Source organism: Devosia insulae DS-56 (assembly GCF_000970465.2).
Taxonomy (GTDB): domain Bacteria; phylum Pseudomonadota; class Alphaproteobacteria; order Rhizobiales; family Devosiaceae; genus Devosia_A; species Devosia_A insulae.
In genome coordinates this window covers 102894-121302 of sequence record NZ_LAJE02000285.1, presented here as the reverse complement: position 1 = coordinate 121302, position 18409 = coordinate 102894, and the positions used below count along the sequence as shown (strand labels likewise).

The window sequence follows — 18409 nt, the reverse complement described above, 5'->3', positions numbered from 1 at the left end:
GGCCCTGATGAAAAGAAGCAAGGCCGATGTCCTGATGCCCGACGGCTGATAGTCGGGCCTTTGGACATCTGCCTCCGAGACATCGAGAAATTTGAGGAGCTGGTATGGCTACCACTTTCAACGGCCGCCGCAAGGTACGCAAATCTTTCGGCAGCATTCGCGAAGTCACGGAGATGCCCAATCTGATCGAGGTTCAGAAGGCCTCCTATGATCAGTTCCTGATCGTCGACGAGCCCAAGGGCGGTCGTAACGATGAGGGGCTTCAGTCCGTTTTCCGGTCGGTTTTCCCGATCACCGACTTTTCCAACACTGCCTCCCTCGAGTTCGTGAAATACGAGTTCGAGCAGCCCAAGTATGACGTCGACGAGTGCCGTCAGCGCGACATGACGTTCGCAGCGCCGCTCAAGGTCACGCTTCGCCTGATCGTGTTCGAAGTTGATGAAGAGACCGGCGCCCGCTCCGTCAAGGACATCAAGGAGCAGGACGTCTATATGGGCGACATGCCGTTCATGACCATGAACGGCACTTTCATCGTCAACGGCACCGAGCGCGTCATCGTCTCGCAGATGCACCGTTCGCCCGGCGTGTTCTTCGACCACGACAAGGGCAAGACCCACTCCTCGGGTAAGCTCCTGTTCGCCGCCCGCATTATCCCGTACCGCGGCTCCTGGCTCGACATCGAGTTCGACGCCAAGGACATCGTGTTCGCCCGTATCGACCGTCGCCGCAAGATTCCGGTGACCTCGCTGCTCAAGGCGCTCGGCATGGATGCCGAGGAGATCCTCGACACCTATTACGACACCCTGCAGTTCGAGAAGACCAAGACCGGCTGGCAGAAGCCGTTCGACGCCGACAAGATGAAGAACGCCAAGCCGACGTTCGACCTCATCGACGCCAAGACCGGCGATGTCGTGCACGAAGGTGGCAAGAAGCTCACGCCGCGCCAGACCAAGAAACTCGCCGAGAACGGCCTGACCCACCTCGCGGTGGTGGAAGAGGACCTTTACGGTCAGTTCATCGCGCAGGACCTGGTCAACCTCAAGACCGGTGAGATTTTCGCCGAAGCCGGCGACGAGATCGACGAGAAGCTGCTCAACAAGCTCAAGGACGCCGGCTTCGACGCGCTGCCGATCCTCGATATCGACCATGTCAACGTGGGCGCGTACCTCCGCAACACGCTGGCCGTTGACAAGAACGAGTCCCGCGAGGACGCGCTGTTCGACATTTACCGCGTGATGCGTCCGGGCGAGCCCCCGACCGTCGAGACCGCCGAAGCCATGTTCAAGTCGCTGTTCTTCGACAGCGAGCGCTATGACCTGAGCGCCGTCGGCCGCGTCAAGATGAACATGCGCCTCGACCTCGACGTCGAGGACACCGTCCGGATCCTGCGCAAGGACGATATCGTCGAGGTGGTTCGTACCCTCGTCGACCTGCGCGACGGCAAGGGCGAGATCGACGACATCGACAACCTCGGCAATCGCCGGGTGCGTTCGGTCGGCGAACTGATGGAGAACCACTACCGTCTCGGGCTGCTCCGCATGGAGCGCGCGATCAAGGAGCGCATGTCGTCGGTCGAGATCGACACCGTCATGCCGCAGGACCTGATCAATGCCAAGCCCGCGGCGGCCGCGGTGCGCGAGTTCTTCGGCTCGTCGCAGCTCAGCCAGTTCATGGACCAGACCAATCCGCTGTCGGAAGTCTCGCACAAGCGTCGCCTGTCGGCACTCGGGCCTGGCGGTCTCACCCGTGAGCGCGCCGGCTTCGAAGTCCGTGACGTGCATCCGACCCACTATGGCCGTATCTGCCCGATCGAGACGCCGGAAGGCCCGAACATCGGCCTGATCAACAACCTTGCGACCTACGCCCACGTCAACAAGTACGGCTTCATCGAGACGCCATACCGCAAGATCGTGGACGGCAAGGTGACGGACGACGTCGTCTATTTGTCGGCGATGGAAGAGGCCAAGCACTACGTTGCCCAGGCCAATGCCAAGCTCACCGCCAAGGGTGAGTTCGCCGACGACCTGGTCGTGGCTCGCCACGCCGGCGACAACGGCCTGACGCCGAAAGAGACCATCGACCTGATGGACGTTTCGCCCAAGCAGGTCATCTCGGTCGCCGCCTCGCTGATCCCGTTCCTCGAGAACGACGACGCCAACCGTGCCCTGATGGGCTCGAACATGCAGAAGCAGGCCGTGCCGCTGCTGCGTGCCGAGGCTCCGTTCGTCGGCACCGGCATGGAAAAGATCGTCGCCCGTGACTCGGGCGCCGCGATCGTCGCAAAGCGCAAGGGCATCGTCGACCAGGTGGATGCGACCCGTATCGTTATCCGCGCCACCGAAGAGACCGATGCGTCGAAGTCCGGCGTCGACATCTACAACCTGATGAAGTTCCAGCGGTCGAACCAGTCGACCTGCATCAACCAGCGTCCGCTGGTGGTGGTGGGCGATCACGTCGACGCCGGCGACATCGTTGCCGATGGTCCCTCGACCGACCTGGGCGATCTGGCTCTCGGCCGCAACGTGCTCGTCGCGTTCATGCCGTGGAATGGCTACAACTTCGAAGACTCGATCCTCTTGAGCGAAAAGATCGCCATGCAGGACGTGTTCACCTCGATCCACATCGAGGAATACGAAGTGATGGCCCGCGACACCAAGCTCGGTCCCGAGGAAATCACCCGCGACATTCCGAACGTTTCGGAAGAAGCGCTGAAGAACCTCGACGAAGCCGGTATCGTGCATATCGGTGCGGAAGTCGCTGCCGGCGACATCCTCGTGGGCAAGATCACCCCGAAGGGCGAAAGCCCGATGACGCCGGAAGAAAAGCTCCTCCGCGCCATCTTCGGCGAGAAGGCCTCGGACGTCCGTGACACCTCGCTCCGCGTTCCGCCGGGCGATGCTGGTACTGTCGTTGAAGTGCGCGTGTTCAACCGCCACGGCATCGACAAGGACGAGCGCGCCATGGCTATCGAGCGCGAGGAAATCGAGCGCCTCGCCAAGGACCGTGACGACGAGCAGTCGATCCTCGACCGCAACGTCTATGCGCGCCTGAAGGAAATGCTGTTCGGCAAGACCGCGACCGCTGGCCCCAAGGGCTATGTCAACGGCACCAAGCTGAACGACGCGACCTTCGACGCCCAGCCGCGCTCCAAGTGGTGGCAGTTCGCCCTCGAGGACGACAAGGTCATGGCCGAGATGGAGGCCCTCCACGCCCAGTACGAGGAGAGCCGCAAGCTGCTCGAGCAGCGCTTCATCGACAAGGTCGACAAGCTGCAGCGCGGTGACGAACTTCCGCCGGGCGTGATGAAGATGGTCAAGGTCTTCGTCGCGACCAAGCGCAAGATCCAGCCGGGCGACAAGATGGCCGGCCGTCACGGCAACAAGGGCGTGGTTTCGCGGATCACCCCGATCGAAGACATGCCGTACCTGGAAGACGGTACGCACGTCGACATCGTGCTTAACCCGCTCGGCGTGCCGTCGCGCATGAACGTGGGCCAGATCCTCGAGACGCATCTTGGCTGGGCCGCTCGCGGCCTGGGCAAGAAGATCGACGAGATCATGAAGGCCTACCAGCAGAAGGGCGATATGTCGCCGCTCAAGAAGGAGATCAGCGCCCTCTACGAAGGCGATGAGTACGTCTCCCAGCTTGACGACGACAGCATCCTCCGCCTCGGCGAGCATCTCTCCAAGGGCGTGCCGATTGCCACTCCGGTGTTCGACGGCGCCAAGGAAAGCGACATCGTCGAGCTGCTGACGCGGGCAGGGTTGAGCTCCACTGGTCAGTCCGTCGTCTTCGACGGCCGTACCGGCGAGCAGTTCGACCGCAAGGTGACCGTGGGCTACATCTATATGCTGAAGCTCCACCACCTCGTGGACGACAAGATCCACGCCCGCTCGATCGGCCCGTACTCGCTCGTGACCCAGCAGCCGCTGGGTGGCAAGGCGCAGTTCGGCGGCCAGCGCTTCGGCGAAATGGAGGTGTGGGCGCTCGAAGCGTACGGCGCCGCCTACACGCTGCAGGAAATGCTGACCATCAAGTCGGACGACGTTGCTGGTCGCACCAAGGTCTACGAGGCGATCGTCAGAGGCGACGACACCTTCGAGGCGGGTATCCCCGAGAGCTTCAACGTTCTCGTCAAGGAAATCCGCTCTCTCGGCCTCAATGTCGAGCTGGATACGTTTGAAGGCGACGCGCTGCCCCAGGGCGGCCCTGCCGACAACCAGCTCGCACCTCCTCAGAACGCGGCGGAATAAGGCTGCCGAGTTCAACCCACATTCACTTCGGACGCTTCCCGGCTCGAGCCGCCGGGAAGCTCCGATAAGAGGAGTCTACCGATGAACACTCATCACCACGTCATGGACCCGTTCAACCCGCAGGTCCCGGTTCAGATGTTCGATCAGATGAAGATCAGCATCGCGAGCCCGGAAAAGATCCTGAGCTGGTCCTACGGCGAGATCAAAAAGCCCGAGACCATCAACTACCGTACGTTCAAGCCCGAGCGCGACGGCCTGTTCTGCGCGCGCATCTTCGGGCCTGTGAAGGACTACGAGTGCCTGTGCGGCAAGTACAAGCGCATGAAGTTCAAGGGCGTCATCTGCGAGAAGTGCGGCGTCGAAGTCACCCTGAGCCGCGTCCGTCGCGAGCGCATGGGCCACATCGAGCTCGCCGCCCCGGTTGCCCATATCTGGTTCCTCAAGTCGCTGCCGTCGCGTATCGCGCTGCTGCTCGACATGACGCTGAAGGATATCGAGCGCATCCTGTACTTCGAGCAGTACGTTGTGCTGGACCCCGGCCTGACGCCGTTCGGCGTGAACGAGTTGGTCACCGAGGAGCAGTATATCGACGCCCAGGACCAGTACGGTGCCGACAGCTTCACCGCCAAGATCGGCGCCGAGGCCATCCGCGACCTGCTGCTCTCGCTCGACCTCGAGAAGATCGCCGCGGATCTGCGCGTCGAGATCGCCGAGGCGACCACTGAGCTCAAGCCCAAGAAGCTGGCCAAGCGCCTGAAGATCGTCGAGCAGTTCATCGTCTCGGGCAACAAGCCCGAGTGGATGATCATGACCGTCATCCCGGTCATTCCGCCCGAGCTCCGCCCGCTCGTCCCGCTGGACGGCGGCCGCTTCGCCACGTCCGATCTCAACGACCTCTATCGTCGTGTGATCAACCGCAATAACCGCCTGAAGCGCCTGATCGAACTGCGCGCTCCCGACATCATCATCCGCAACGAGAAGCGCATGCTTCAGGAAGCGGTCGATGCGCTGTTCGACAACGGCCGCCGTGGCCGCACCATCACCGGTGCGAACAAGCGTCCGCTGAAGTCGCTTTCCGACATGCTCAAGGGCAAGCAGGGCCGGTTCCGTCAGAACCTGCTCGGCAAGCGCGTCGACTATTCCGGCCGCTCGGTGATCACCGTTGGTCCGGAGCTGAAGCTCCACCAGTGCGGCCTGCCCAAGAAGATGGCGCTCGAACTCTTCAAGCCCTTCATCTACTCGCGCCTTGAGGCCAAGGGTCTCTCGTCGACGGTGAAGCAGGCCAAGAAGCTCGTCGAGAAGGAGAAGCCCGAGGTCTGGGATATCCTCGATGAAGTGATCCGCGAGCACCCGGTTCTGCTGAACCGTGCTCCGACGCTTCACCGTCTGGGCATCCAGGCGTTCGAGCCGCACCTGATCGAAGGCAAGGCAATCCAGCTGCATCCGCTCGTCTGCGCGGCGTTCAACGCCGACTTCGACGGCGACCAGATGGCCGTGCACGTGCCGCTCTCGCTCGAGGCGCAGCTCGAAGCCCGCGTGCTGATGATGTCGACCAACAACATCCTGCACCCGGCCAACGGCCAGCCGATCATCGTGCCGAGCCAGGACATCGTCCTGGGCCTCTACCACCTCTCCCTGATGAACGAGGGTGAGCCGGGGCAGGGCATGGCGTTCTCGGACATGGGCGAGCTGGAGCACGCGCTGGCGTCCGGCGTCGTGACCATGCACACCAAGATCAAGGGACGTGTCGACGTCTATGACCTGGAAGGCAATCGCACGACCGAGATCGTCGAGACGACGCCGGGCCGTATGCTGCTGGGCAAGCTCCTGCCCAAGCATCCGGCGGTGCCGTATGCCACGGCCAACCAGCTGATGACCAAGAAGATGATCTCCAAGATGATCGACACCGTATATCGCGGTTGCGGTCAGAAGGAGACGGTCATCTTCTGCGACCGCATCATGGATATGGGGTTCAAGCACGCTGCCCGCGCCGGCATCTCGTTCGGCAAGGACGACATGGTGATCCCGGCCTCGAAGTACAAAATCGTCGAGGACACCCGTAAGCAGGTCGAAGAGTTCGAACAGCAGTACAATGACGGCCTGATCACTCAGGGCGAAAAGTACAACAAGGTGGTCGACGCCTGGGCCAAGTGCGGTGACAAGGTCGCCGAGGAAATGATGAAGGGCATTGCTGCCGTTCAGTTCGACAAGGAGACGGGTCGTCAGAAGCCGATCAACTCGGTTTACATGATGAGCCACTCGGGCGCCCGCGGTTCGCCGGCGCAGATGAAGCAGCTCGCCGGTATGCGCGGCCTGATGGCGCGTCCCGACGGCTCGATCATCGAGACCCCGATCACGGCCAACTTCAAGGAAGGCCTGAACGTTCTCGAGTACTTCAACTCGACCCACGGTGCTCGTAAGGGCCTCGCGGACACCGCGCTGAAGACCGCGAACTCGGGTTACCTGACCCGTCGTCTCGTCGACGTGGCGCAGGACTCGATCATCACCGAGCTCGACTGCGGCACCGAACGCGGCCTCACCATGGAGCCGATCGTCGATGCCGGCCAGGTCGTGGCCTCGCTGGGCCAGCGCATTCTCGGCCGCACCACTGCTGACGATGTGGTGAATCCGGAGAACGGCGACGTCATCGTCGTGAAGGGCACGCTGCTCACCGAAAAGGACGTGGAGCTCATCGAGAGCTACAAGGTCCAGTCGATGCGCATCCGTTCGCCGCTGACTTGCGATCTCCGCCAGGGCTGCTGCGCCGCCTGCTATGGTCGCGACCTCGCTCGCGGCACGCCGGTCAACATCGGTGAAGCTGTCGGCGTTATCGCCGCCCAGTCGATCGGTGAGCCCGGCACCCAGCTGACCATGCGTACGTTCCACATCGGTGGCACCGCGCAGGTGGTCGACTCGTCCTATCTCGAGGCTGGTGCCGAGGGTAAGGTCGAGATCCGCAACCGCAACGTCGCCAAGGTCGAAGGCGGCCAACTGGTCGCCATGGGCCGTAACGTGACCATCGCCATCCTCGATCCCGAGGGCAAGGACCGCGCCACGCACCGCGTGACGTACGGCGCCAAGCTCCGTGTCGATGACGGCGCCGAGGTCAAGCGCGGCCAGCGTATCGCCGAATGGGATCCCTACACCCGTCCGGTGCTGGCCGAAGTCGACGGCGAAGTCGGCTTCGAGGATCTGGTCGACGGTGCTTCGGTGACGGAAAACACCGACGAGACCACCGGCTTCACCAAGCGTGTCGTGGCTGACTGGCGCACCAGCCAGCGCAGCGACGGCCTGAAGCCGGCCATCACGATCAAGCGTGGCGACGCCGTCGTCAAACTGGATCGCGGCGGCGAGGCCCGGTACCTGCTCTCGGTCGACGCGGTCATCGCGGTCGAGCCGGGCGAGAAGGTATCGCCGGGTGACGTTCTGGCTCGTATTCCGCTGGAAAGCGCCAAGACCAAGGACATCACCGGCGGTCTGCCGCGGGTGGCCGAACTGTTCGAGGCCCGTCGTCCCAAGGATCACGCGATCATCGCGGAGATCACCGGCACGATCAAATTCGGTCGCGACTACAAGAACAAGCGCCGGATCATCATCGAGGCGTCGGAAGAGGGCGCTGAGGCTGTCGAGTACCTGATCCCGAAGGGCAAGCCGTTCCATCTGCAGGAAGGCGACACCATCGAGAAGGGTGAGTACATCCTCGACGGCAACCCGGCACCGCACGACATCCTGGCGATCAAGGGCGTGGAAGAGCTTGCTCGTTACCTCGTCAACGAGATCCAGGAGGTCTACCGGCTGCAGGGCGTGCTGATCAACGACAAGCACATCGAGGTGATCGTTCGCCAGATGCTGCAGAAGGTCGAGATCGTGAACCCGGGTGACTCTGGCATGCTCAAGGACGAGCAACTCGACAAGCTGGACTTCGACGAGCTGAACGACCAGCTGGTTGCCGACGGCAAGAAGCCGGCGACGGCCAATCCGGTGCTGCTCGGTATCACCAAGGCGTCGCTGCAGACCCGCTCGTTCGTGTCGGCCGCGTCCTTCCAGGAAACCACCCGCGTCCTCACCGAAGCGGCAGTTTCCGGCAAGGCCGACCTGCTCGAAGGTCTCAAGGAGAACGTCATCGTCGGCCGCCTGATCCCGGCCGGTACCGGTGCGGGCATCTCGAAGGCCAAGGCGATCGCCACCCGCCGCGACGACATGATCCTCGACGAGCGCCGCCGCCAGGCCGAGACCGCCGCCATCCCGGCGCCGACCCCGACCCCGGTGGAGCCGGCCGAGTAATCGGCAGGACATCGCAGAAGTTCGAAAGGGCCCTCCGGGGCCCTTTCTTTTTGCTCAGTTTCCTCCGCAGGTCGCGCTTACGCCAGGTCGCGCGAGGATCAGGAGGTCGTCAGGCTTTCCTAACGGCAGGTAGCGGCCGACCTCGAAAACCCTCAGGTCCGTCGGGCCGTAATAGAACAGGATGTCGGTGTTGTTGGAGCTTCGGTAGCCAGACAGACGCTCAAGAGTGCACCGCATCTCGAAGTCCCGGGTCTCGATGGATGGAAAATCACGGACGCCCACCGAGAAGTATCCAGTGGCGTCGTAGCCGACGACGTTGAAAACTTCGTAACGGCGCGACTCTCCTCCACTATCCTGAAGCGCCTTGAGATCCTCGAAGCCATCGAAGGCCGCGAGCGAGGGATCGACGCCCACCTTCGTCGCCAGAGACCATGGAAACCCAAGTTCATCGAGGCGATGAACGAACTCGTCGCGGGTGAGGTGCGGGCCCGACATTGAACCCAGTGCTGCATCGGTCGTTGCGGTGATCGCCAGTACCAACAACAGCATCTTGGCTAGGGTCAGCATCGTGGTCCTCCAAGCCGCACTATGGCCAGCGGTCAGTTTCCACGCAATGACCGTCGTTTCCGGCTGGCTGCCCCTCAGCCGATAGACCATACCCCCTTCCTCTTGACTGAACCTGGTGTCATCCAAGCGTCATCCGTCGGGCCGTAAGGGTCGACTGGAATAGAGGGGACATCTGATGAGTGCTGAAGTCTGGGGCAGGGTGGACGACTACATCGTCGATCGACTGGTTGACGAGGACGCGGCGCTGGCCGATGCGCTGAAAGCCAACGCCGCAGGTGGGCTGCGGCCGATCGATGTGTCGGCGGCGCAGGGCAAGTTCCTCCACCTGCTGGTGCGGATGAGTGGCGCGCGGCGCATCCTCGAAATCGGCACGCTCGGTGCCTACTCGACCATCTGGATGGGCAAGGCCCTGCCGGCGGGCGGTTCGATCGTCACATTGGAATACGAGCCGCACCATGCCGAGGTGGCGCGCCGCAACATTGCGCGGGCGGGGTTCTCTGGTCGGATCGAGGTCCGCGTCGGCGCTGCTGCAGAGACGCTGCCGGTGCTGGCGGCCGAACAGCCCGAGCCGTTCGACTTCGTCTTCATCGACGCCGATAAGCCGAGCAACACCGTCTACCTCGACTGGGCCATCAAGCTCGGCCGCCCCGGTACGGTGATCGTGCTCGATAACGTGGTGCGGGATGGCGAGGTGGCCAATGCCGAAAGCCGCGACCCCAACGTGCTGGGCAGCCGCGGCGCCTTTGAGCTGATCGCAGCGAACCCGCGGCTCTCGGCCACGGCGCTGCAGACCGTTGGCGCCAAGGGCTATGACGGCTTTGCGGTGATGATCCTCGACTGAGCGCGAAGACCGTGGGGCTCAGGGGCTCGGCTTGTAGCCGACATACTCTGTGTACTGCTCGAGCAGCACCGACCACACCCCGAACGCCGCATCGAGGTTCTCTCGCGTGACGCCATACTCGAGGTTCACGTCATACTCGATTGCCGCATCGAGGTCGGCGTCGAGATAGGCGTTGCCGAAGCGCTTGTCGCGGTTCCAGGCGTTGAGCGCGTCCATGGTCGGCTTGATGCTGGCAAAGCCCGCATAGAAGTTGATGTCTTCGCACGCCGTGTGGTCGGTGCAGTTCATGAAGAACACGTAGTAGGGCACGCCCTTGATGTTGCCGGCGATGCGCGGGTTGCCGTCGCCCTGGTTCTCGAGCGTTGCTGCCCCATAGCCGCGGGCGATCGTCACGATCTCGTCGACCTTGCCGCCATCGATGACGCTCTGTGCGAGGGCCGGACCACTGGCGAGGCTACCCAGCACCATGGCGGTAAACAGGCGTCGCAGCGTCATCGTGTGTTTCCTCCCGGTTCCGGTCTGGGCCGACTGTTACACCTTTGCCGTGGGGCGGCCAATGCGGGGCAGGGGGATCGGGCGGCGATTCCTGAAAATCGAGGAAAACTGCTCGCCCGATCTGGCGTCAGCCATGCGTTCGGGTCAGATTAGCTCTGCCTCCCGACCCCATCCCTCTGTTGGATGGAAATTCCCCGGATTTCCGGCTGCGTGAGCATCAGGTTCCGCTGCAAAGAATCCTTGACGGGGGGACTCACTGCCCATATAGAGGCGCAACCTTAGCGGTCGGTCGTGAAGTTCACGCGGGTATCTGCCACCTTGTGCGGGCATCCAGGAACTTCAAACACATCGCCAAAGGCAAGAGACGACGACAAATCTTCGTGCGCATGAACGCCCAGCCAAAGCTGGGTGGTCCGCTGCAATGAGAGGCGCTGCTGCTCCGTTAGGAGTGGAATTGGCGCCCTATTGGTTTGTCATCGTCTTTCGCAACGAACTTCGGACCGATGGAAAGAGCGCAATGCCGACCATTAATCAGTTGATCCGCAAGCCTCGGGTATCCAAGCCCAAGCGGAACAAAGTACCGGCGATGGAAGCAAACCCGCAGAAGCGCGGCGTGTGCTCTCGCGTTTATACGACGACCCCGAAGAAGCCGAACTCGGCCCTCCGCAAGGTTGCGAAGGTCCGTCTGACCACTTCGCGTGAAGTCATTTCCTATATCCCCGGCGAAGGCCACAACCTGCAGGAACACTCCGTGGTGCTGATCCGCGGCGGTCGTGTTCGCGACCTGCCGGGCGTTCGCTACCACGTGCTGCGCGGCGTCCTCGACACCCAGTCGGTCAAGGATCGCAAGCAGCGCCGTTCGAAGTACGGCGCGAAGCGGCCGAAGTAAGGAGCATTCCAGATGTCCCGTCGTCACTCCGCTGAAAAGCGCGTCGTCAATCCCGATCCGAAGTTCGGCGATCTCGTTGTCTCCAAGTTCATGAACTCGCTCATGAAGGACGGCAAGAAGTCGGCTGCCGAAGGCATCGTCTACGGCGCCTTCGATATCGTTCAGACCAAGCTGAAGCAGGATCCGATCGGCGTGTTCCACACCGCCCTCGACAACATCCGCCCGGCCGTCGAAGTGCGTTCGCGCCGCGTTGGTGGTGCGACCTACCAGGTTCCGGTCGAAGTCCGTACCGATCGTCAGCAGGCCCTGGCCATTCGCTGGCTCATCGAATCTGCCCGCAAGCGCGGCGAGCACACCATGAAAGAGCGCCTGTCGGGCGAGCTCATGGATGCCGTCAACGGTCGCGGCCAGGCTGTCAAGAAACGCGAAGACACGCACCGTATGGCTGACGCCAACCGTGCCTTCTCGCACTACCGCTGGTAACGGAAGGCTCGCTCAGATGGCCCGCGAATACCCGATCAATCACTATCGTAACTTCGGCATCATGGCTCACATTGATGCTGGCAAGACGACCACGACCGAGCGTGTTCTCTACTACACCGGCAAGTCCCATAAGATCGGCGAAGTCCACGACGGCGCCGCGACCATGGACTGGATGGAGCAGGAGCAGGAGCGCGGCATCACCATTACGTCCGCCGCGACCACCACGTTCTGGAAGGGCCGTGACGGCACCCAGTACCGCTTCAACATCATCGACACTCCCGGCCACGTGGACTTCACCATCGAAGTCGAGCGGTCGCTCCGTGTGCTCGACGGCGCCATTGCGCTGCTCGACGGCAACCAGGGCGTCGAGCCGCAGACGGAAACCGTCTGGCGCCAGGCCGACAAGTACAACGTTCCGCGTCTGATCTTCGTCAACAAGATGGACAAGATCGGTGCCGATTTCTATTTCTGTCTCGATACGCTGGACAAGCGCCTCGGCATCAAGCCGGTCGTCATGCAGCTGCCGATCGGCGCCGAAAGCGATTTCAAGGGCGTCGTCGACCTGATCGAGATGAATGCGCTGGTCTGGCGCAACGAAGAGCTGGGCGCCCAGTGGGACGTCGTCGAGATCCCCGAGGACCTCAAGGCCAAGGCCGTTGAGTACCGCGAGAAGCTGATCGAGACCGCCGTCGAGATGGACGATGCGGCCACCGAAGCATACCTCAACGGCGAGATGCCGGATAACGATACGCTGCGCCGGCTGATCCGCAAGGGCACCTGCGAAGTGAAGCTGTATCCGGTGTTCTGCGGCTCGGCCTTCAAGAACAAGGGCGTGCAGCCGCTGCTGGATGGCGTTATCGACTTCCTGCCGGCTCCGACCGACATTCCCGCCATCCAGGGCATCGACGTCAAGACCGAAGCTCCGATCGAGCGTCACGCGTCCGACGCCGAGCCGCTGTCTATGCTGGCCTTCAAGATCGCCAACGACCCGCACATGGGCTCGCTGACCTTCTGCCGCATCTACTCGGGTCACCTCGAGGCCGGCGCCATGCTGGAAAACACGGTCAAGGAAAAGCGCGAGCGCGTTGGCCGCATGTTCCAGATGCACGCCAACAGCCGTGAGCAGATCAACGAGGCCTACGCCGGCGACATCGTCGCCATCGTTGGCCTCAAGGACACCACGACCGGCGACACGCTGTCTGACCCGAACAACCGCGTCATCCTCGAGCGCATGGAATTCCCGGAGCCGGTTATCGACATCGCCGTCGAGCCGAAGTCCAAGGCCGACCAGGAAAAGATGGGCCTCGCGCTCGCTCGCCTGGCTGCCGAGGATCCGTCGTTCCGCGTCAAGACCGACGAAGAATCCGGCCAGACCATCATCTCGGGCATGGGCGAACTGCACCTCGACATTCTCGTCGATCGCATGAAGCGCGAGTTCAAGGTGGAAGCCAATATCGGGGCGCCCCAGGTGGCCTACCGCGAGGCGATCACCCGCACGGTCGAGCACGACTACACCCACAAGAAGCAGTCGGGTGGTTCGGGCCAGTTCGCGCGCATCAAGTTCCGCATCGAGCCCAATGAGCCGGGCAAGGGTTTCGAGTTCGTCTCGGAAGTCGTCGGCGGCAACGTGCCGAAGGAATATGTGCCGGGCGTGCAGAAGGGCGTGGCTTCCGTCATGGGTTCGGGTCCGATCATCGGCTTCCCGATCGTCGACGTGAAGTTCGCACTGACCGACGGCGCCTACCACGACGTGGACTCCTCGGTCCTCGCCTTCGAAATCGCCGGCCGCGCGGGTTTCCGTGAAGCCATCGAGAAGGCCGCTCCGAAGATCCTCGAGCCGATCATGCGGGTTGAAGTTCTGACCCCGGAAGACTATGTGGGCGACGTCATCGGTGATCTGAATTCACGTCGCGGCCAGATCCGCGGCACTGAAGCCCGCGGTATTGCGCAGGTGATCGACGCCATGGTGCCTCTTGCCAACATGTTTGGCTACGTGAACTCGCTCCGCTCGATGAGCCAGGGGCGCGCTCAGTACACCATGACTTTCGACCACTACGAGCAGGTTCCGCAGGCGGTCGCCACCGAAGTCCAGGCAAAGTACGCTTAACGTTTACCCGCTAAGCAAGCGCTTGAATTAAAACTGAAAACTCACGTCGGCTTGTGGCTGACGCATACGGAGAGAAGCGATGGGCAAGGAAAAGTTTTCCCGCAATAAGCCTCACTGCAACATCGGCACCATCGGTCACGTCGACCATGGCAAGACCTCGCTGACCGCAGCGATTACCAAGGTCCTGGCTGAGACGGGTGGCGCGACCTTCAAGGCGTACGACCAGATCGACGCAGCGCCGGAAGAGAAGGCGCGCGGCATCACGATCAACACCGCCCACGTCGAGTACGAGACGACCAACCGTCACTACGCTCACGTCGACTGCCCCGGCCACGCCGACTATGTGAAGAACATGATCACCGGCGCTGCCCAGATGGACGGCGCGATCCTGGTCGTGTCGGCTGCCGACGGCCCGATGCCGCAGACCCGCGAGCACATCCTGCTCGCCCGTCAGGTCGGCGTGCCGGCGCTCGTGGTGTTCCTGAACAAGTGCGACATGGTCGACGATCCGGAGCTCCTCGAGCTCGTGGAACTCGAAGTTCGCGAACTGCTGTCGTCCTACGAATTCCCGGGCGACGACGTTCCGATCATCAAGGGCTCGGCCACCGAAGCTCTGAACGACGGCAACAAGGAACTCGGCCATGACGCCGTGCTCCGCCTGATGGCCGCCGTTGACGAGTACATCCCGCAGCCGGCTCGTCCGATCGACCAGCCGTTCCTGATGCCGATCGAAGACGTGTTCTCGATCTCTGGCCGTGGCACCGTGGTGACCGGCCGTGTCGAGCGCGGCATCGTGAAGGTGGGTGAGGAAGTCGAGATCGTCGGCATCAAGGCGACGCAGAAGACGACCGTGACCGGCGTTGAAATGTTCCGCAAGCTGCTCGATCAGGGCCAGGCTGGCGACAACATCGGCGCGCTGATCCGTGGTATCGACCGCACGCAGGTCGAGCGCGGCCAGGTGCTGTGCAAGCCCGGTTCCGTGACCCCGCACACCGACTTCGTGGCTGAGGCCTATATCCTCACCAAGGAAGAGGGTGGCCGTCACACGCCGTTCTTCGCCAACTACCGTCCGCAGTTCTACTTCCGCACCACCGACGTGACCGGTGTGGTTACGCTGCCGGAAGGCACCGAGATGGTGATGCCGGGCGACAACGTGAATATTTCGGTCCAGCTGATCGTGCCGATCGCCATGGAAGAGAAGCTCCGCTTCGCTATCCGTGAGGGTGGCCGTACCGTCGGTTCGGGCGTCGTCGCCAAGATCCTGAAATAAGACCTGGTAATCCAGGGCGCGGCGCGCCGCTACAAACAGCGCGCCGCGTTCCATTTTTCGCTGGGAAAGCAAGATGAACGGTCAAAACATTCGCATCCGGCTCAAAGCCTTTGACCACCGTGTGCTGGACACTTCCACTCGGGAGATCGTCAACACGGCCAAGCGTACGGGTGCGCAGGTGCGCGGGCCGATCCCGCTGCCCACACAGATTGAGAAGTTTACGGTCAACCGCTCGCCGCACATCGACAAGAAGTCGCGCGAGCAGTTCGAGATCCGGACCCACAAGCGTCTTCTGGACATCGTGGATCCGACCCCGCAGACCGTCGATGCTCTGATGAAGCTCGATCTCGCCGCCGGCGTCGACGTCGAAATCAAGCTCTGAGTGACTGAGTTTTCGCGCTGACCATCCAAAGGGTCCTCTTGGACACAATGACCCGGTCAAGCGCCAAAGAGAGAAGGTAACAACCGATGCGTTCTGGTTTGATCGCACAGAAGCTGGGCATGACCCGCCTGTTCTTGGACGACGGCACACACGTCCCCGTGACCGTGCTCGACCTCAAGAATTGCCAGGTGGTCGGCCAGCGCACGCAGGAGAAGGACGGTTACACCGCCCTCCAGCTCGGCGCGGGCACTGTCAAGGCGAAGAATGTCACCAAGGCGGAGCGCGGCCAGTTCGCCGTCGCCAAGGTCGAGCCCAAGCGTCAGGTAACTGAGTTTCGTGTCGATCCTGCGAACCTAATCGAAGTCGGCGCCACCATGCAGGCGGACCACTTCGTCGAAGGCCAGCTGGTCGACGTGACCGGTACCTCGATCGGTAAGGGTTTCGCCGGCGGCATGAAGCGCTGGAACTTCGGCGGCCTGCGTGCCACGCACGGCGTGTCCGTGTCGCACCGCTCGCACGGTTCGACCGGTCAGCGCCAGGACCCCGGTAAGGTGTTCAAGGGCAAGAAGATGGCCGGCCACATGGGCGACCGTCGCGTCACTACCCAGAACTTGAAGGTCGTGCGCACCGATGTTGAGCGCGGGCTGATCATGGTCGAGGGCGCTGTCCCGGGTGCCAAGGGCGCCTGGATCCAGATCAAGGACGCGGTCAAGAAGGCCGCTCCGAAGGGCGCTTCTGTGCCCGGTTCGTTCAAGGCGGCTGTCGCAGCCGTGGCCGAGGAGGCGAAATAATGGAACTCCAGGTCACAACTCTGGACGGCAAGGCCGACGGTTCGGTCACCCTGAAGGACGAGATCTTCGGTCTTGAAGTCCGCCAGGACATCCTGCACCGCATGGTCCGTTACCAGCAGCTCAAGGCGATGGCCGGCACCCACAAGGTGAAGCACCGCTCCGAGATTGCTTACACTTCGAAGAAGTCGATCAAGCAGAAGGGCTCGGGCGGCGCTCGTCACGGCGCCAAGTCTGCTCCGCAGTTCCGCGGCGGCGGCCGGGCCTTTGGCCCCGAGCCCCGCAGCCATGCGATCGACCTGCCCAAGAAGGTCCGCGCCCTGGCCCTGAAGCATGCGCTTTCGGCCAAGGCGAAGGCCGGCGAACTGGTGGTCGTTCAGAACGTCGCCACCAAGGAGCCCAAGACCGCGGCCCTGCTTGCCAAGTTCGGCAAGCTGGAGTGGTCGAACGCTCTGATCATCGACGGCGCCGAGGTGGACAAGAATTTCGCCAACGCGGCTCGCAACATTCCGCAGATCGACGTGCTGCCGGTGCAGGGGATCAATGTCGCTGACATTCTCCGTCGCCATAAGCTCGTTCTGACCAAAGCTGCGCTCGAAGCGCTCGAGGCCCGGTTCGCATGAGCAAGTTCAGCAACTACGACGTGATCCGTAACCCGGTCGTCACCGAAAAGTCGACGATGGCGTCCGAGCACAGCCAGGTCGTCTTCGATGTCGCGATCGATGCCACCAAGGCCGACATCAAAGCCGCCGTCGAGGCGCTGTTTTCGGTCAAGGTCAAGGCGGTCAACACCCTGGTCCGCAAGGGCAAGGTGAAGCGTTTCCGGCAGGAACTTGGCACCCGTAAGGATGTCAAGAAGGCCATTGTCACCCTGGCCGATGGCCAGTCGATCGATATTTCGACCGGCATCTGAGGGGAGAGAGAAGAATGGGTCTAAAAACTTACAATCCGACCTCCCCGGGCCGCCGCCAGCTCATCACGACCGATCGGTCGGAGCTGTGGAAGGGCAAGCCGGTCAAGGCGCTGACCGAAGGTCTGAGCCAGTCTGGCGGCCGTAACAACGCCGGCCGTATCACCGCGTACCATCGCGGCGGCGGTCACAAGCGTTCGTACCGCGTCGTCGACTTCCGTCGCGTTCGCTTCGAAGAGACGGCGACCGTCGAGCGGCTGGAATATGATCCGAACCGCACCGCCTGGATCGCGCTGATCAAATACGCGGACGGCGAGCTCGCCTACATCATCGCACCGCAGCGTCTGGCTGCTGGCGACAAGGTGATCTCGACGCTCGGCACTGCCGACGTGAAGCCGGGCAATGCCATGCCGCTCGAGCGCATGCCAGTCGGCACCATCGTCCACAACGTCGAGATGAAGCCCCGCAAGGGCGGTCAGATCGCCCGTTCGGCCGGTGCCTACGCACAGTATGTCGGCCGCGACGCCGGTTGGGCGATCCTTCGCCTCAACTCTGGCGAGCAGCGCCGGGTCCACGGTTCGTGCCTCGCCACTGTCGGCGCGGTGTCGAACCAGGATCACTCGAATACTTCGATCGGCAAAGCCGGTCGTAATCGCTGGCTCGGCCGCAAGCCGGTCAACCGCGGTGTGACCATGAACCCGGTCGATCACCCGCATGGTGGTGGTGAAGGCCGTACCTCTGGTGGTCGTCACCCGGTGAGCCCGTGGGGCAAGCCGACCAAGGGTAAGAAGACCCGCAGCAACAAGTCGACGGACAAGTTTATCGTCCGCTCGCGTCACGTGAAGAAGGGCCGCTAAGCCATGTCGCGTTCAGTCTGGAAAGGCCCGTTCGTCGACGGCTATCTGCTCAAGAAGGCAGAGACCAGCCGTGCGAGCGGCCGCAACGAAGTCATCAAGATCTGGAGCCGTCGTTCCACGATCCTGCCGCAGTTCGTCGGTCTCACCTTCGGTGTGCACAACGGCCACAAGCATGTGCCGGTGAACGTCCAGGAAGAGATGATCGGCCACAAGTTTGGCGAGTTCGCTCCGACCCGTACGTACTACGGTCACGCGGCCGACAAGAAGGCCAAGAGGAAGTAAC

The 18409-nt window shown here is 62.5% G+C and carries 15 protein-coding genes; 13 read left to right on the top strand and 2 right to left on the bottom strand.

Going from position 1 to position 18409, the window contains the following annotated elements; translation table 11 throughout:
- The first annotated feature begins 104 nt into the window (after window positions 1–104).
- Window positions 105–4253, top strand: coding sequence for a DNA-directed RNA polymerase subunit beta (gene rpoB / locus VW23_RS20430; protein WP_069911354.1), 4149 nt, complete (start codon window positions 105–107; stop codon window positions 4251–4253).
- A gap of 81 nt (window positions 4254–4334) precedes the next feature.
- On the top strand, window positions 4335–8537 hold the full coding sequence (rpoC, locus tag VW23_RS20425; protein WP_069911353.1) for a DNA-directed RNA polymerase subunit beta': 4203 nt from the start codon (window positions 4335–4337) through the stop codon (window positions 8535–8537).
- 54 nt (window positions 8538–8591) lie between these two features.
- Here the strand turns inward: rpoC and VW23_RS20420 are convergent, their stop codons facing one another.
- Entirely contained in the window at window positions 8592–9104 is a 513-nt protein-coding gene (locus VW23_RS20420) for a hypothetical protein (protein ID WP_141728408.1), read from the bottom strand.
- Between the two features lie 175 nt (window positions 9105–9279).
- Here VW23_RS20420 and VW23_RS20415 point away from each other — a divergent pair, with 175 nt between their 5' ends.
- Window positions 9280–9945 carry an O-methyltransferase gene (locus VW23_RS20415; protein ID WP_069911351.1) on the top strand — a complete coding sequence of 222 codons (666 nt, stop codon included), beginning with the start codon at window positions 9280–9282 and terminating at the stop codon, window positions 9943–9945.
- 18 nt (window positions 9946–9963) lie between these two features.
- Here the strand turns inward: VW23_RS20415 and VW23_RS20410 are convergent, their stop codons facing one another.
- Window positions 9964–10440: a YbjN domain-containing protein gene (locus VW23_RS20410; RefSeq protein ID WP_069911350.1), complete on the bottom strand. Its 477-nt coding sequence runs from the start codon at window positions 10438–10440 to the stop codon at window positions 9964–9966.
- Between the two features lie 517 nt (window positions 10441–10957).
- On the opposite strand from VW23_RS20410, the gene rpsL reads away from it, so the two are divergent.
- The 10 genes from rpsL to rpsS all read left to right on the top strand — a co-directional run bounded on the left by rpsL (window position 10958) and on the right by rpsS (window position 18408).
- Window positions 10958–11329, top strand: a complete 372-nt coding sequence (rpsL, locus tag VW23_RS20405; protein WP_055049779.1) for a 30S ribosomal protein S12 — start codon at window positions 10958–10960, stop codon at window positions 11327–11329.
- 12 nt (window positions 11330–11341) lie between these two features.
- A complete protein-coding gene (gene rpsG, locus VW23_RS20400) occupies window positions 11342–11812 on the top strand; it encodes a 30S ribosomal protein S7 (RefSeq protein ID WP_069911349.1) in 471 nt (156 codons plus the stop codon).
- Window positions 11813–11828: 16 nt separating this feature from the next.
- Window positions 11829–13919, top strand: coding sequence for an elongation factor G (gene fusA / locus VW23_RS20395; protein WP_069911348.1), 2091 nt, complete (start codon window positions 11829–11831; stop codon window positions 13917–13919).
- A gap of 79 nt (window positions 13920–13998) precedes the next feature.
- The gene (gene tuf / locus VW23_RS20390) at window positions 13999–15189 is read left to right on the top strand and encodes an elongation factor Tu (RefSeq protein ID WP_069911347.1); all 1191 of its coding nucleotides are present in this window, start codon (window positions 13999–14001) and stop codon (window positions 15187–15189) included.
- A gap of 73 nt (window positions 15190–15262) precedes the next feature.
- Window positions 15263–15571: a 30S ribosomal protein S10 gene (gene rpsJ, locus VW23_RS20385; RefSeq protein ID WP_055049780.1), complete on the top strand. Its 309-nt coding sequence runs from the start codon at window positions 15263–15265 to the stop codon at window positions 15569–15571.
- Between the two features lie 86 nt (window positions 15572–15657).
- Window positions 15658–16362 carry a 50S ribosomal protein L3 gene (gene rplC / locus VW23_RS20380; RefSeq protein WP_069911346.1) on the top strand — a complete coding sequence of 235 codons (705 nt, stop codon included), beginning with the start codon at window positions 15658–15660 and terminating at the stop codon, window positions 16360–16362.
- Window positions 16362–16982, top strand: coding sequence for a 50S ribosomal protein L4 (rplD, locus tag VW23_RS20375; protein ID WP_069911345.1), 621 nt, complete (start codon window positions 16362–16364; stop codon window positions 16980–16982). Before rplC ends, rplD begins: the two co-directional genes overlap by 1 nt.
- On the top strand, window positions 16979–17272 hold the full coding sequence (locus tag VW23_RS20370) for a 50S ribosomal protein L23 (protein ID WP_055877922.1): 294 nt from the start codon (window positions 16979–16981) through the stop codon (window positions 17270–17272). Before rplD ends, VW23_RS20370 begins: the two co-directional genes overlap by 4 nt.
- A gap of 14 nt (window positions 17273–17286) precedes the next feature.
- Window positions 17287–18126, top strand: a complete 840-nt coding sequence (gene rplB, locus VW23_RS20365) for a 50S ribosomal protein L2 (RefSeq protein WP_069911344.1) — start codon at window positions 17287–17289, stop codon at window positions 18124–18126.
- A gap of 3 nt (window positions 18127–18129) precedes the next feature.
- Window positions 18130–18408 carry a 30S ribosomal protein S19 gene (rpsS, locus tag VW23_RS20360; RefSeq protein WP_055049075.1) on the top strand — a complete coding sequence of 93 codons (279 nt, stop codon included), beginning with the start codon at window positions 18130–18132 and terminating at the stop codon, window positions 18406–18408.
- The last annotated feature ends 1 nt before the right edge of the window (window position 18409 follow it).